This window comes from Pseudomonas sp. 1D4 (genome assembly GCF_001728925.1).
Taxonomy (GTDB): domain Bacteria; phylum Pseudomonadota; class Gammaproteobacteria; order Pseudomonadales; family Pseudomonadaceae; genus Metapseudomonas; species Metapseudomonas otitidis.
Window position 1 is genome coordinate 1 of the sequence record NZ_LXJQ01000070.1, and the last position, 15,152, is coordinate 15,152.

A 15,152-nucleotide genomic window follows, 5' to 3' on the forward strand; every position below is an offset into this window, starting at 1 on the left:
CTATGGCCAGGGGCTGGCGGGGGTGCTGGGGCGGCGCCTGGCGAAGAAGATGCGCTTCCCCGGCCCCGGCCCGCACCGCCTGGAGGTGACCATCGCCCACCAGGACGCGGCGCTGCTGTGGTCCCGCAGCTTCGACGGGCAGGCGCCGCTCACCTCCCACTTCGCGCCGGTGGGCTGCCTGGCCGAGGGCGGCCATTGGGTGGAGTCCACCGGACCGCTGAGCCTGCGGCTGACGGTGGACGTGATCGACGGCGGCTGGTTCTGGCGCTGCCTGGGCATCCGCCTGTGGGGCCTGCCGGTGCCCCGCGCGCTGCTGCCGCGCACCGATGCCTACAAGCGCATCGAGGGCGGCCGCTACCGCTTCCATGTGGCCTTCTCGCTGCCGCTGCTGGGGCCGCTGGTGACCTACGAGGGGCTGCTGGAGGCGGTGGGCTGAATCGCGGTTGAAGCGGCGGGCCGGCAGCGAGGGCCGGCCCACCGGGCTCAGCGGGCCGGCAGCGCCAGCACGTGGCCGATGCGCGGGTCGGCGCGGCCGGCGAGCACGTCGAGGTAGACCTGCTCCACCGCCTCGGCGCCGGAGCCTTCCTGCACCTGCAACCAGTGCCCGGCGAAGGTGAGGAACTGCGTCCAGCAATCCGCCAGGCGTGCCTGGAAGCCGGGGCCGCCCCATTCCTTGAGGCGCTTTTCGGCCTGGCTGGGAGCGAAGAACAGCGTCGGCCGGGGGCCGGGCAGGTCACGGGGCAGGCCGCCGCGCTGGTCCCAGTGGGCGGCGCCCACCAGGCAGCTGTAGCGCAACTGCTCGCCCAGCAGGCGGTGCAGGTGGCCGAGCAGTTCGCCGTTGCCGGCGAAGTCCACGGTCAGGGTCGGGACCTCGGCGCCCAGCTCGGCCACCTCGTCATAGCCGATCACCCGGTCGTAGCAGCCCAGGCCCTCGACGAAGGCGCGGTTGCCGGCGGAGGTGAGCCCCACCACTTCGTAGCCGCCACGGGCCTCGCGCTGGCGGTGCAGCCGTTCGGCCAGGCCGATGGCGGTCTTGCTGGAGGCGCTGGTGAGCACCACGCGGCGGGCGCCGAACAACTGGCTGTCGGCGAGGAAGTCGTCCAGCAGGAAGGCCGTGGTGAACAGCGGGCGCAGCAGCATCTGCAGCGCTTCGCTGCCGGTGGCGTAGAGCGGGTCGCGGGCGCAGCGCAGGTACTGGTTGTAGATCACCGGCAGCGGCCGGCGGTGCTCGGCGCCGTCGAGGAAGCCGCCCTCGCGCACCTGGGCCGGCTCCACCACCAGGTGGCTGGACATGGGGAAGTAGCCGTAGACCCGCTCGCCCACGGCGATGCCGTCGCAGGCGCTGGCCTCCACCTCGGCGAAGCCCCACACCGGGACCTTGCCCCAGCCCTCGGGCGCCGGGAAGAAGCGCCAGTAGTGCAGGCTCTCGCCCATGGCGGCGTAGGTGACGTTGTTGGCGGTGAAGGCGAAGTGGTCGAGGCGCAGGCGCACCTGCCCCGGCGCCAGGGCTTCGGCCAGGGGGCTGGCCTGGCACTGGCAGCGGGTGAGGTCGTGGCGGTCGACGAGGAAGTCGAGTGGCTCGGCCATGCTCAGTCCTCGATGCGGAAGGTGAGGCCGGCGTGGGCGGTGAGCCGCTGGATCAGCGCCTCGCCCATGGCCGGGGCGGTGGTCCAGATGCCGCCGGGGGTCTGGGTGGCGTCGCGCAGCAGGCACAGGGCGCTCTCGGTGATCATCCGCGAGGTGGAGCCGTAGCCGGGGTCGCGCTGGCCGGTGACGCCGGCGCGCAGGGTGCGCCCGTCCGCCGTTTCGCCGACGAAAAGCAGGTCGTAGTGGCCGCTCTCGCGCTCCTCGCGGGTCGGGCCTTCGCCCGGTTTGGGGGCGCTGTCGCTGGCCAGGGAGCGGTCCGCCGCCACGGCTTCGGCGATGGCCTTGCCCTTGTCGCCGGGGCCGGTGAGGAGCATTTCGTCGTAGACGAAGTCGGCGCCGTAGGCGTGCCCGAGGAGGAAGTTGGAGCGGTGCACGTTGCGGGTGTTGATGGCCGCCATGATGAAGGGCGCGGCCCAACTGCCGAGGGCTTCGTCGTAGGCGGGGCGGTCCCCGGCCGGTTGCGCCGGACCGTTGAAGCCGGGGGCCAGGGCGAAGGGGTTGACCAGCAGTTGCAGCACCGAGGGGTCGGCCTTGGCGGCGGCCAGGGTGGCCTTGAGGCTGGCGGCGGTGCCGCCGGAGAAGGTGCCCTTGAGCTGGCGCACGCGGCCCTTGATGCGCTGCAGCGGAACGCCGAAGCGCGCCTTGGCGGCCTGCTGGAGGAAGAACACGCCGAGGTCGAAGGGGATGGAGTCGAACCCGCAGGAGAACACGATGCGCGCCCCGCTCTGCTGCGCGGCGGCGCTGTGGGCGTCGATCATGTGGCGCATCCAGGCCGGTTCGCCGCAGAGGTCGACGTAGTCCACCCCGGCCTCGGCGCAGGCCGCCACCAGGGGCTCGCCGTAGAGCTGGTAGGGGCCGACGGTGGTGAGCACGGCGCGGGTGCGTGCCACCAGGGCGCGCAGGCTGGCGGCGTCAGTGGTGTCGGCCACCACCAGGGGGGTGTCCGCCGGGGCGCCGATCTCGTCGCGCACCGCCGCCAGCTTGGCCAGGTCACGCCCGGCCATGGCCCAGCGCAGGGCGCTGTCGTCGCCGTAGGCCTGCACGAGGTATTCGGCCACCAGCCGGCCGGTGTAGCCGGAGGCGCCGAAGACAATCAGGTCGAACTCAGCGGTCTTTTTCATCGCGGTGTCCTTGCACGGGAGGGAACCCCAGACGCTAGGCGCGACCCCGGGTGCCGTCAATTTCAAGGAACGGGCGGAATCACGGGGCATAAGCGCGGGCGAGTACGGTGGGTCTTGCGGTAAGTATATGGATTTACATATATTCGCCCTTCCATATATTCGGACCCTGCCGCCATGATCGCCCCACCCGACCTGTTCAAATGCCTGGCCGACCCGACGCGGGCCCGCGCGACGCTGCTCATCGCCCAGGAGGGCGAGCTGTGCGTGTGCGAGCTGGTGTGCGCGCTGGGGGACAGCCAGCCAAAGATCAGCCGCCACCTGGCGCAACTGCGCGCCGCCGGGCTGCTGCTGGATCGCCGCCAGGGCCAGTGGGTGTACTACCGGCTCAACCCGGCCCTGCCCGCCTGGGTGGGCGAGCTGCTGCAGGTGGCGCGGCGCGGCGCGGCCGAGTGGCTGGCGGCGGACGCGGCGCGGCTGCACGGCATGGAAGGGCGTCCGGGGCAGGCCGCCGCCTGCTGCCCGGCGTGCTGAGGGGCTGACCATGCTGATTGCCTTGGCAGTCTTCCTCTTCACCCTCGTACTGGTCATCTGGCAGCCGCGCGGGCTCGGCGTCGGCTGGAGCGCGAGCCTGGGGGCGCTGATCGCCCTGGCGGTGGGCGCGGTGTCGCTGCAGGACATTCCCACCGTGTGGGCCATCGTCTGGAATGCCACGGCCACCTTCATCGCGGTGATCGTCATCAGCCTGCTGCTGGACGAGGCCGGCTTCTTCGAGTGGGCGGCGCTGCATGTGGCGCGCTGGGCCAAGGGCAGCGGGGCGCGCCTGTTCGCCTACTGCATCCTGCTGGGGGCGGCGGTGTCGGCGCTGTTCGCCAACGACGGCGCGGCGCTGATCCTCACGCCCATCGTCATGTCGATGCTGCTGGCGCTGCGCTTCTCCCCGGCCACCACCCTGGCCTTCGTGATGGCGGCGGGCTTCATCGCCGACACCGCGAGCCTGCCGCTGGTGGTGTCGAACCTGGTGAACATCGTCTCGGCCGACTACTTCGGCCTGGGCTTCGCCGAGTACGCCTCGGTGATGGTGCCGGTGAACCTGGCCAGCGTGGCGGCGACCCTGGCGGTGCTGTACCTGTTCTTCCGCCGCGACATCCCCGCGCGCTACCCGATGGAGGCGCTGAAGGCCCCGGAGGCGGCCATCCGCGACCGCGCCACCTTCGTCACCGGCGGCTGGATGCTGCTGGTGCTGCTGATCGGGCTGTTCGCCCTGGAGCCGCTCGGCGTGCCCATCAGCGCGGTGGCGGCGGCCTGTGCGCTGCTGCTGTTCATCGTCGCCGCGCGGGGCCATGTGATCGCCACGCGCAAGGTGCTGCGCGAGGCGCCGTGGCAGGTGGTGGTGTTCTCCCTGGGCATGTACCTGGTGGTCTACGGGCTGAAGAACGCCGGCCTCACCGACGGCGTCACCGCCCTGCTCGACCGCTTCGCCGACTACGGCGTGTGGGGCGCGGCGCTGGGCACCGGGCTGCTCTCGGCGGGCCTGTCGTCGGTGATGAACAACATGCCCAGCGTGCTGGTGGGGGCGCTGTCGATCCAGGCCAGCGCCAGCGAGGGCGTGGTGCGCGAGGCGATGATCTACGCCAACGTCATCGGCTGCGACCTGGGGCCGAAGATCACCCCCATCGGCAGCCTCGCCACCCTGCTCTGGCTCCATGTGCTGGCGCGCAAGGGCGTGCGCATCACCTGGGGCTACTACTTCCGCGTGGGCATCCTGCTGACCCTGCCGGTGCTGCTCATCACCCTCTCCGCCCTGGCCTTGCGCCTGGGGCTCTGACCTTGCGAGAACCCGCCATGCGTGTCCTGTTCATGTGCACCGCCAACAGTTGCCGCAGCATCCTCTCCGAGGCGCTGTTCAACCACCTCGCGCCGGACGGCTTCGAGGCAGTGAGCGCCGGCAGCCACCCCAAAGGCCAGGTGCTGCCGCGCAGCCTGACCACCCTCGCCCGCGCCGGCATCGCCACCGACGGTTTGAGCAGCAAGGGCAACGACGCCTTCGAACACAGCCCGCCGGACATCGTGGTGACGGTGTGCGACAACGCCGCCGGCGAAGCCTGCCCGGTCTACTTCGGCCCCGCGCTGAAGACCCACTGGGGCCTGGCCGACCCATCCGACGTGCAGGGCAGCGAGGCGGAGGTGGACGCCGCCTTCGACGCCACCCTGCAACGCATCGAAGCCCGCTGCCGCGCCTTCTTCGCCCTGCCCTTCACCCAACTCGACCGCCCCGCCCTGCAAGCCGAACTCGACCGCATCGGCCGGCTTTGAAGCCGGCCGGGTGGATGGAAAGAGCGCCATCCACCCTGCACACACAACGCTCCAGTGCGGGACGGATGCGCCCATGGCGTGGGATGGATCGCGTTTCATCGATCCACCGCTTCCCTGGGCTGAAGCCCAGGCTACGAGGGTGTCTCCATGGGGTTTCAGGCGCACGGGCCCGGCCGCGATTGGTGGATGGGAAGAGCGCCATCCACCCTGCACACGCAACGCTCCCGCGCGGGACGGATGCGCCCATGGCGTAGGGTGGATCGCACTTCACCGATCCACCGCTTTCCTGGGCTGAAGCCCAGGCTACGAGGGTGTCTCCATGGGGTTTCAGGCGCACGGGCCCGGCCGCGATTGGTGGATGGGAAGAGCGCCAGCCACCCTACGCACTACGAAGGCATTGCCGCGCAGTTCGTAGGATGTGCTGAGGTACGAAGCGCATCGCGCCGAGGCATGAAAACGCCCCGGGGTGGCCCAGGGGCGTTGCGGTGGGGCGGTGTCAGAGCCGGCCCAGTTCGTAGGATGCGCTGAGGCCACGAAGCGCATCACGCCGAGGTACGGGTCGCGGATCACGCTTCACCGATACCGCGATGACCGCCGGGCTTCAGCTCACGAGGAGCTGGGTTGGCATCAGCGCGCAAACACCGCCGGCTCGCCAGAACCGCAGGTAACGGGTCAGGTCGATGTCCAGGTCGAAAAGGGGTTGGGCGATGTACCAGGCCAGGTAGTAATCGGCGGCCAGCCCATAAAGCGCTTCATGCAGCCCATAGGCTGCATCGGTATGCAGCATCTTTCGTGAACGGATTTCGTCCCCGAGCCGGTCGAACACCCAAAGCTCGGGAATGTCCTGCATTCGTGCGGCATGAACCTCGTCGCGGGTGGCGGCAACAACCTTCGCGGCACGGCAGATCGCCGCCAGTTCCTCGTTTCCAACGGCCTCGCATACCCGTGCCAGCTCGCGCAACCAAGCCTCTCCGAGTGACAGACGTTCGGCCAGACTGCTCTCCTTTCGGGGCAGCAGGTAGAGCGCATTCTCCAGCGTCCCTGACGAGATGACGTCCCAGGCTCTTCGGCTCATTTCGTCCGCGTCGGGGAAGTAGCGAAATACCTGGCGAATGGCTTCGGGGTCACGGCATGCCTTGAGCAAGCCGAGAAAGTGGCTCTTGTCGAACGACGCCCGCCCTTCGCAGAAGGCGCACCAGTCCTCCAGTAAGGAAGTCATGGGCGGCACCCTGCGAGCCTGCGCACAGGCCGCTCACTCCTGATCGAGGTAGGCAATCCGTGTAGCGCCTCCGCTTTGCAGGATGAGGCCCGCGCGAACGTCCGGAAGCAAGACTGCGCGGGAGCGTTCAGTGTTGGCCTTGTAGCGCCAGGCGACGCCGTTGCGGAGGTCTACCAGTTCGATGCGACCCCGTGTCGACTCGGTTCCTGCAAGCACCATCCAGGGCTCACCAGGGGTATGAGAGGCCCAGTTGAGGGTCTGCAGGGAAATGGGGAACCGACGCAGCGGCTTCAGCTCCTGAGGGTCCCATTCCACCACCTCACCCAATACGTCACGCCCGGCACCTTCCGGGATACGGTTCGCTGCCACCAGGCGCCGGTCGTCATCGAACCACGCCAGGCCGAGTACATCGCTGCGAGGCGCACTGTTGTAGGGGTCAGCCTGCTTGATGATTTCCAGCCTGGGCACTTCGTCTTCACCCACGACCAGACGCAAGGTGAATACCTTGCCGTCGCCACCACCCACCGCGATCAAGCCGTTTGTGGCGTTGACGGCCAGTGCCGTGATCAGGCTGGTTTTCAACGGCAAGCGGGTACCCACTCCTTTCCGCTGAGCGAAGTCATAGAGCAGCAGGTCGGACGTGTCGCTGATCAGGAAGAGGTGTTTCTGCGGCAGCGCAGCCAACGGGCCTGGCGCCCATAAGCCCGACACGGTAGCTCGCAGCTCTCCGGTGGCGGCATCCCAGATGCGAACGCCGGAGCTTGGGTCAAGGACATGGTTATCAAAGCGCGAGGCACTCAGCACGATGCCATCGTCATGGCCAAAGGCCAGGAACTCCGGACGCGCCGGATGCCCCTGCACGGCCATGCGGCGACCGGATTCGCGAGTACTCCAGATTTCCACACGCCCGCTCTCACGCCCTACAGCCAACACGCCGAGCTGCGCATCGAACTGAGCGGTCGAGGCAGAGTCATCTCCACGCTTGTTCACATCGATGAATGTCTGGATGAAGGCCGGGTCCACGGGTTGGCTGCAGGCCAGTAGCCCTGCGCCCAACAGACCTCCCAGGACCAGCCGCCATGACAGGCGCGCGACACGTCGACACCAGGTTTTACATTGCATATCCCTTGCTCCAACACTTTCCCTGAGGGCCGCGACACTATCACGCCCGCTGGCAACCGCAGCGGAACCTCCGCACTTTTCCGCACCATCGCGGATCCGACATCCACAAACACTTCATACCGCGCTTGGGTGCGATGGATCGCGCTTCACCGATCCACTGCTTCCCTGGGCTGAAGCCCAGGCTACGAGGGTGTCTCCATGGGGTTTCAGGGGACCGATGCGGTTCGCCGAGCTCACCGCATCCTACGAACCCTTCCATGGCGTGGGATGGATAGCGCTTCATCGATCCACCGCTTCCCTGGGCTGAAGCCCAGGCTACGAGGGTGTCTCCATGGGGTTTCAGGCGCACGGGCCCGGCCGCGATTGGTGGATGGGAAGAGCGCCATCCACCCTGCACACACAACGCTCCCGCGCGGGACGGATGCGGCCATGGCGTGGGATGGATCGCGCTTCATCGATCCACCGCTTCCCTGGGCTGAAGCCCAGGCTACGGGGTGCTACCACGGGGCTTGGGGAGCACGGACTCAGCCGCGATTGGTGGATGGAAAGAGCGCCAGCCACCCTGCACACTACGAAGGCATTGCCGCGCAGTTCGTAGGATGTGCTGAGGTACGAAGCGCATCGCGCCGAGGCATGAAAACGCCCCGTGGTGGCCCAGGGGCGTTGCGGTGGGGCGGTGTCAGAGCCGGCCCAGTTCCTGGGCGGTGCGGTCGAGGGCTTTGCGGGTCTTGTCCACCAGTTCGTCCAGTTCGGCGCGGGTGGCCACCAGGGCGGGGGCCATGATCATGCGGCCGAGGGTGGAGCGGATGATCACGCCCTCTTCGAAGCCGAGGGTGCGGCAGCGCCAGGCGATGTCGTTCTCGTTGTCGAAGCGCTTGCGGGTGGCTTTGTCTTCGGCCAGTTGCAGGGCGGCGACCAGGCCGGTGCCCTGGATGTCGCCCACCAGCGGGTGGTTGCCGAACACTTCGCGCAGGCACTGCTGCAGGTAGGGGCCGGTGTCGGCCTTGACCTGGCGGACCACGCCTTCGTCACGCAAGGCCTTGAGGTTGGCGATGGCCACGGCGGCGGCAACCGGGTGGCCGGAGTAGGTCAGGCCGTGGGCAAAGACGCCGCCCTGTTCCACCAGGACTTCGGCCATGCGCTTGCTCAGCACCAGGCCGCCCATGGGGATGTAGCCACTGGTGAGGCCCTTGGCGATGGAGAGGGTGTCCGGCTGGAAGCCGAAGTGCTGGTGGGCGAACCATTCGCCGGTGCGGCCGAAGCCACCGATCACTTCGTCGGCGCACAGCAGCACGTCGTACTTCCGGCAGATGCGCTGGATCTCGGGCCAGTAGGACTCCGGCGGGAAGATCATGCCGCCGGCGCCCTGGAAGGGTTCGGCGACGAAGGCGGCGACCTTGTCGGCGCCCAGTTCGAGGATCTTCTCCTCCAGCTGGCGGGCGGCGCGCAGGCCGAACTCCTCGGGAGTGAGGTCACCGCCCTGGGCGTACCAGTAGGGTTCGTCGATGTGTTCGAAGTCCGGCAGCATGCCGCCCATTTCGTGCATGAACTTCATGCCGCCGAGGGCGGTGGAGCCGAGGGTGGAGCCGTGGTAGCCGTTCCAGCGGCCGATCATGATGCGTTTCTCGGGCTTGCCGAGGATCTGCCAGTAGCGGCGCACGGTGCGGATCAGCACCTCGTTGGCTTCGGAGCCGGAGTTGGTGTAGACGGCGTGGCTGTAGTGGCCGGGCAGCAGGCTGAAGAGCAGCTCGGAGAGTTCGATCACCGCCGGGTGGGTGGTGTGGAAGAACATGTTGTAGTACGGCAGCTGCTCCAGCTGCTGCGAGGCGGCGGCGGCGAGGTCCTTGCGGCCGTAGCCGAGGTTGGTGCACCACAGGCCGGACATGCCATCCAGGTAGCGCTTGCCGTCGTTGTCCCAGAGGTGCAGGCGGTCGCCGCCGACGATCACGCGCGGCCCTTCGGCGTTGAGCGCCTTCTGGTCGAGGAAGGCGTGGATGTGGTGGGCCGCGTCAGCCGCCTGGTAGTCGCGGGTGTCACGTTGGGCCTGGAATGGGGCGTTCATGTCGGTGTCTCCTTTCTCCCCTTGCGGGGGCGTTGCGGGTTCGTGTTGATGCGGCTCACTGGGCGGCTGGCAGGGGCTCGGGGCGGAACAGCGGCTTGCCCATCACCCATTTGATCCAGGCCACGGCGATCAGCGACACCAGGCCTAGCACCACGCCGGCGATGCCGAAGATCTTCCCGGTCATGTCCGGGCTCGGCGAGGCGTAGGCGATTGCATAGAGCATGCCGCCGATGCCGAACAGCTGCGGCAGCGGGTAGAACGGCGTGCGGAACGGCCGGGCGATGGCCGGGTAGCGGCGGCGCAGGGCGATCACGTCGAGGTGGACGATGATGTACGCCAGCAGCCAGGCCAGTGCGGCGGCCAGCAGCAGCAGGTTGATGGAGGCGGCGTCCTGGCCCATGGCGAGGATCGGCAGGCCGGTGATGGCGGCGACGAACAGCACCGCCACCCAGGGGGTGCGGGCACGCGGGCTGAGCCGCTTGAACTGCGGGAACGCCTGGCCGTTCTGGGCCATGCCGTAGAGCATGCGCGGGATGGCCGCCAGCGAGGTGTTGAGGGTGCTGCAGGTGGCGGTGACGGCGGCGATCACCAGGAACACCTCGCCGGACTGGCCGAACACCGTGGTGGCGAACAGGTAGTGCGGCAGGGCGTCGGTGGTCAGCGCCTCGGCTGGCAGCATGAACAGCGCGCCCAGGCAGTACAGGGCGATGGTGAGGAAGATGACGGTGAGGCCGATGATCATCGAGCGCGGGATGTTGCGTTCGGGGCGCTTGGTCTCCTCCACCAGCGGGCAGACGAACTCGGCACCGACGAAGCCCCACACGGCCATGGCGGTGAGGGTCAGCACGCCGGCGCCCATGGGGTTCCAGTCGCCGTGCAGCACGCTGCCGGCGGTGGTGCCCGGTGCACCCTTGGCAATGGCGGCGATGCCCAGCACCAGCAGGACGATGACCATCACCACCGCCAGGGCGGTCTGCAGCCTGGCGAAGATATCGATGCCCAGGAGGTTGAGCACGGTGAACAGCCCGAGCACGCCGAAGGCGATGCTGAAGGGCGGGAACACGTCGGGGTAGACCTTGCCGATGATCAGGTCGAGCAGCAGCAGCTCGGCGGAGAGGGCGAACATCGCCACCACCACGTAGCCGGAGAAGGTGGCGAGGATGGCCGGGAAGTGCCCCAGGGCCACTTCGGTGTAGCTGGACAGGCCGCCGGCGCGGGGGATCATCAGCGCCAGTTCGGAGAACGAGAAGGCGTAGCTCAGCGCCAGCAGCCAGGCCAGCCCCAGGGGCACCAGGAAACCCAGGCCGGAGAGGCCGGCGCCTTGCAGCATCAGCACCATCACACCCTGGGACACCACCAGGCCGATGGCCACGGCGAGCAACGCGCCGAGCCCCAGCACCCGGCGGAACCCGCCGACTTCCTCCTGCCCCTGCACGGGCATGGACACACTTGCACTCATGACACCCTCCGATCTTGTCGTTGTTATGCGCCCGCCGGCCGGCGGGTCGGTGATGCAGGGCGCGGGTCGGCCGCGCCCCTGTGATCTCAGCGCGCGGCCCAGGCGTTGAAGCGCTCCTCCAGCTCCTCGCCGTGGTTGACCCAGAACTCGGCGCTCACCAGTTGGGCATCGGCCAGGTTGGCCGGGGCGGTGGGCAGTTGGGCGCGGGTGGCTTCCGGCAGGGCATCCAGGGCGGCCTTGTTCACCGGGCCGTAAGGGATGCGGGTGGAGAACGCCTGCTGGTTCGGCGCCTGGCTGGCGAAGGCGATGAAGCGCTCGGCGGCGGCCTTGTTCGGGCTGCCGCGGACGATGGCCCAGTGGTCCGGGTCGTAGAGGTTGCCGGCCCAGACGATGGCAAGCGCGGAGCCCTCCTGCTGGGCGGCGGCGATGCGCCCGTTGTAGGCGGCGGACATCACTACGTCGCCGGCCACCAGCCATTGCGGCGGCTGGGCGCCGGCTTCCCACCACTGGATGCTGGGCTTGATCTGGTCGAGCTTGCGGAAGGCGCGGGCGATGCCTTCGGGGGTCTCCAGCACGCGGTAGAGGTCGGCGGGCTTGACGCCGTCGGCCAGCAGCGCGGCTTCCAGGGTGTACTTGGCGCCCTTGCGCAGGCCGCGCTTGCCGGGGAAGCGCTGCAGGTCCCAGAAGTCGGCCCAGGAGGTGGGGGCGCTGCTCAGCCGGCTGGCGTCGTAGGCCAGCACCATGGACCAGACGTAGCTGGCCACGCCGCACTCGCTGACGGTGTTGGGGATGTACTGGCCGGGATCGCCGATCACCGCCGGGTCGAGGCGCTCGAACAGGCCTTCCTCGCAGCCGCGCAGCAGCTCGGGGGACTCCACTTCGACCACGTCCCAGGTGACCTGGCCGATGTCGACCATGGCCTTCACCTTGGACAGTTCGCCGTTGTATTCGCCGGCCACCACGCGTGCGGCGCCGCTGGCTTCGAAGGGACGGAAGTAGGCCGCGTCCTGGGCGGCCTTGGTGGCGCCGCCGAAGGAGATGACGGTGAGGCTGGCCGGGGCGGCCAGCACGGAACCGCTGAGGCCGGCCAGGGCGCTCAGGGCAAAAGCGGTACGACGCAAGGACATGCGCATGGAAACTCCCTCACTGCTTGTTGGGTTGTTGTCAGTTACGGAGGCAGTCATGACCCCGCGCGAACGCGGGGTGGATCGGGGCCGGTCGTCTGGGGCGACCTTGGTCCCCGCGCGGGCGGGGCCTACGCGGGGCCGGGGCGCAACTGGAACCAGGTGGTCTTCAGCTGGCAGTACTTGTCGAAGGCGTGCAGCGACAGGTCACGGCCGAAGCCGGACTGGCGGCCGCCACCGAAGGGCACGCTGACGTCGAGGGCGTCCACGGTGTTCACCGACACGGTGCCGGCCTTGAGGGCGCGGGCCACGCGGTGGGCGCGGTGCAGGTCGTCGCTCCAGACCGAGGCGGCGAGGCCGTAGACGCTGTCGTTGGCCAGGCGGATGGCTTCGTCTTCGTGGTCGAAGGTACTGATGGCCAGCACCGGACCGAAGACTTCCTCGCGGGCGAGGACGGTGTCGGGGCTGACGTCGGCGAACAGGGTCGGTTCGATGAAGTTGCTGGAGCCGTTGAAGGTCAGTTGGCGGCCGCCGGCAAGCAGCCGGGCGCCCTGGCCCTGGGCCTGCTCGACGAAGCCCAGGATGCGGCGGGTCTGGCTGCTGTCGACGATGGCGCCGGCGCGGCTGGCCGGGTCCAGCGGATCGCCGGGCATCCAGTCGCGGGCCTTGGTCAGCAGGCGTTCGATGAATTCGTCGCGGATGCTGCGCTGCACGTAGAGGCGCGAGTTGGCCGAGCACACTTCGCCCTGGTTGAAGAAAATGCCGAAGGCGGCCTTCTCGGCGGCGAGGTCGAGGTCGCGGCAGTCGTCGAACACCAGGTTGGGGCTCTTGCCGCCGCATTCCAGCCAGACCTGCTTGAGGTTGGACTGGGCCGAGTAACCCATGAAGTACTTGCCCACCTGGGTGGAGCCGGTGAACACCAGGCAGTCCACATCCGGGTGCAGGCCCAGGGCACGGCCGGCCTGCTCGCCGAGGCCGGGCACCACGTTCAGTACGCCTTCGGGGATGCCCGCCTCCAGGGCCAGCTCGCCCAGGCGCAGGGCCGAGGCCGGGGACTGTTCGGCAGGCTTGAGCACTACGCTGTTGCCGGCGGCCAGGGCCGGGGCCAGCTTCCAGGCGGCCATGTCGAGGGGGAAGTTCCAGGGCACCACGGCGGCGACCACGCCCAGCGCTTCGCGGGTGATGGTGGCCAGGGCGTTGGGCGCGGTGGGCGCCACCTGGTCGTAGAGCTTGTCGAGGGATTCGGCGTACCAGGCGAAGACGTTGGCGGCGCCGGGCACGTCGATGGTGTAGGCGTCCATCACCGGCTTGCCCATGTCCAGCGAGTCCAGCAGGGCCAGCTCCTCGCGGTGGGCCAGCATCAGCTCGGCGAGGCGCAGCAGGGTCTTCTTGCGCTCGGCCGGCGCCATGCGCGCCCAGGGGCCGTGCTCGAAGGCCTGGCGGGCGCTGCGCACGGCGAGGTCGACGTCCGCCGTGTCGCAGGCGGCGACGCGGGCCAGCAACTGGTTGGTCGCGGGGTTGATGGAATCGAAGGTGGCGCCGGAAGCGGCACTCACCAGGCGGCCGCCGATCAGGGCCTTGTCGATGATGGATTGCCGGGCCGCTCGCTGCTGCCAATAACCGAGGTCGTACACGCTGCACCCCCTGTCGACCGTCTTCGCGGTCTGGTTGTCGTTCGGGTCGGGGCAGATGGTGCGCCAGCGGGGGCATGAGGAAAATTATTAAAAATATGCTCGCTGGCCATGAAAAAGCTCACCAGCCGATCGGCCCACCCGCTGCGGCCTGGGGTATGGTGCTGGCCTTCCGCTCCACCGGCGAGGCGCGGCCGGCCCAGGTGACACGGGCCGTCGAGATCGGGCTGTTGAAAACGAGGAGGAGTCACATGGCGACCTACACCCTGCGGCAACTGAGGTACTTCGTGACCACGGTGGAATCCGGCAGCGTGGCCGAGGCGTCACGCAAGCTCTACATCGCCCAGCCGTCCATCTCCACCGCCATCAAGGGGCTGGAGGAGAGCTTCGGCGTGCAACTATTCATCCGCCACCACGCCCAGGGCGTGTCGCTGACACCCAGCGGCTCGCGCTTCTACGAGAAGGCCCTGGAGCTGCTGCGGGTGGCGCGGGAATTCGAGCAGAACGCCCTGGCGGACAACGACATCGTCGCCGGGCAGATCGACATCGGCTGCTTCGAGACGGTGGCGCCGCTCTACCTGCCGCAACTGATCGCGGGGTTCCGCGCGCTGTACCCGGGGGTGGACATCCGCATCCGCGATGGCGAGCAGCAGGAACTGGTGCAGGGGCTCACCGCCGGCACCTTCGACCTGGCCCTCCTCTACGACCACGAGCTGGACAGCACCATCGCCACCGAGCCGCTGATGGCGCCGCAGAAGCCCTACGCGCTGCTGCCGGAGCACCACCGCTTCGCCTGCCAGGCCCAGGTGTCGCTGCGCGACCTGAGCCTGGAGCCGATGATCCTGCTGGACGTGCAGCCGAGCCGCACCTATTTCGTCAGCCTGTTCCACGAGCTGGGGCTGACGCCCAACATCGTCTTCAGCTCGCCTTCCATCGAGATGGTGCGCGGCATGGTGGGCCAGGGCTTCGGCTTCTCCCTGCTGGTCACCCGCCCCCATTCGGCATGCACCTACGACGGCCAGCGGGTGGTGTGCGTGGACATCACCGAACCGGTGGCCACCTCCGGCCTGGTGGCCGCGCGCCTCAAGCGCGCCCAGTTGACCAAGCCGGCCCAACTGTTCGTGGACTTCTGCCGCGAACGCCTGGGCCAACTGGCCCAGGCGCACGAGGCAACCGCGTCTCAGCCCTGATTGCCACGCCCACCGAAACGGGCGAAGCGCTTGTTGAAGTGGGCAATGCGCCCCTCCGCCGCCACCTGGCGCTGCTGGCCGGTGTAGACCGGGTGCGACGCGCTGGACACGTCCAGCGCCACGTAGGGGTACGTCTGGCCATCGCTGTGCACATAGGTGCGGTCGGTTTCCACGGTGGAACCGATCAGGAAGAACGCATTGGCCGAAGTGTCGTGGAACAGCACAGGCCGGTAGTCGGGATGAATGCCGGGTTTCATGGAGCCT

The 15,152-nt window shown here is 68.7% G+C and carries 14 protein-coding genes; 5 read left to right on the forward strand and 9 right to left on the reverse strand.

Going from position 1 to position 15,152, the window contains the following annotated elements:
* Window positions 1-436, forward strand: a 436-nt coding sequence (locus tag A7D27_RS24790; RefSeq protein WP_139134182.1) for a DUF4166 domain-containing protein, incomplete at its 5' end; no start/stop codon positions are given.
* A 47-nt stretch (window positions 437-483) separates the two neighbouring features.
* On the opposite strand, the gene A7D27_RS24795 is transcribed toward A7D27_RS24790, so the two are convergent.
* Window positions 484-1,587 (reverse strand): DUF2855 family protein, encoded by a 1,104-nt coding sequence (locus tag A7D27_RS24795; protein WP_069566434.1) that lies wholly within the window; start codon window positions 1,585-1,587, stop codon window positions 484-486.
* A gap of 2 nt (window positions 1,588-1,589) precedes the next feature.
* Window positions 1,590-2,768 carry a trans-acting enoyl reductase family protein gene (locus tag A7D27_RS24800; protein WP_069566435.1) on the reverse strand — a complete coding sequence of 393 codons (1,179 nt, stop codon included), beginning with the start codon at window positions 2,766-2,768 and terminating at the stop codon, window positions 1,590-1,592.
* Between the two features lie 174 nt (window positions 2,769-2,942).
* Between A7D27_RS24800 and A7D27_RS24805 the strand changes: the two genes are divergently transcribed.
* The 3 genes from A7D27_RS24805 to A7D27_RS24815 are packed head-to-tail and all read left to right on the forward strand — an operon-like array spanning window position 2,943 to window position 5,081.
* A complete protein-coding gene (locus A7D27_RS24805) occupies window positions 2,943-3,299 on the forward strand; it encodes a metalloregulator ArsR/SmtB family transcription factor (protein WP_069562835.1) in 357 nt (118 codons plus the stop codon).
* Between the two features lie 10 nt (window positions 3,300-3,309).
* Window positions 3,310-4,593, forward strand: coding sequence for an arsenic transporter (locus A7D27_RS24810; RefSeq protein WP_069566436.1), 1,284 nt, complete (start codon window positions 3,310-3,312; stop codon window positions 4,591-4,593).
* Window positions 4,594-4,610: 17 nt separating this feature from the next.
* Entirely contained in the window at window positions 4,611-5,081 is a 471-nt protein-coding gene (locus tag A7D27_RS24815) for an arsenate reductase ArsC (protein WP_069566437.1), read from the forward strand.
* A 601-nt stretch (window positions 5,082-5,682) separates the two neighbouring features.
* Here A7D27_RS24815 and A7D27_RS24820 read toward each other — a convergent pair.
* The 6 genes from A7D27_RS24820 to A7D27_RS24845 form a co-directional block, all read right to left on the reverse strand.
* Window positions 5,683-6,300, reverse strand: a complete 618-nt coding sequence (locus A7D27_RS24820; protein ID WP_069566438.1) for a hypothetical protein — start codon at window positions 6,298-6,300, stop codon at window positions 5,683-5,685.
* A 33-nt stretch (window positions 6,301-6,333) separates the two neighbouring features.
* Window positions 6,334-7,323: a hypothetical protein gene (locus A7D27_RS24825; protein ID WP_139131214.1), complete on the reverse strand. Its 990-nt coding sequence runs from the start codon at window positions 7,321-7,323 to the stop codon at window positions 6,334-6,336.
* A gap of 778 nt (window positions 7,324-8,101) precedes the next feature.
* Window positions 8,102-9,484, reverse strand: a complete 1,383-nt coding sequence (locus tag A7D27_RS24830; protein WP_069566440.1) for an aspartate aminotransferase family protein — start codon at window positions 9,482-9,484, stop codon at window positions 8,102-8,104.
* 55 nt (window positions 9,485-9,539) lie between these two features.
* Entirely contained in the window at window positions 9,540-10,925 is a 1,386-nt protein-coding gene (locus tag A7D27_RS24835; RefSeq protein WP_139134183.1) for an APC family permease, read from the reverse strand.
* Between the two features lie 104 nt (window positions 10,926-11,029).
* A complete protein-coding gene (locus tag A7D27_RS24840; RefSeq protein WP_069566442.1) occupies window positions 11,030-12,076 on the reverse strand; it encodes an ABC transporter substrate-binding protein in 1,047 nt (348 codons plus the stop codon).
* 122 nt (window positions 12,077-12,198) lie between these two features.
* Window positions 12,199-13,701, reverse strand: coding sequence for an aldehyde dehydrogenase (locus A7D27_RS24845; protein WP_069566443.1), 1,503 nt, complete (start codon window positions 13,699-13,701; stop codon window positions 12,199-12,201).
* Between the two features lie 248 nt (window positions 13,702-13,949).
* Here A7D27_RS24845 and A7D27_RS24850 point away from each other — a divergent pair, with 248 nt between their 5' ends.
* Window positions 13,950-14,888, forward strand: a complete 939-nt coding sequence (locus A7D27_RS24850) for a LysR family transcriptional regulator (RefSeq protein WP_069562848.1) — start codon at window positions 13,950-13,952, stop codon at window positions 14,886-14,888.
* Here the strand turns inward: A7D27_RS24850 and A7D27_RS24855 are convergent.
* Window positions 14,879-15,145: a type B 50S ribosomal protein L31 gene (locus tag A7D27_RS24855; protein WP_069562849.1), complete on the reverse strand. Its 267-nt coding sequence runs from the start codon at window positions 15,143-15,145 to the stop codon at window positions 14,879-14,881. The genes A7D27_RS24850 and A7D27_RS24855 overlap by 10 nt on opposite strands.
* Window positions 15,146-15,152: the final 7 nt, after the last annotated feature.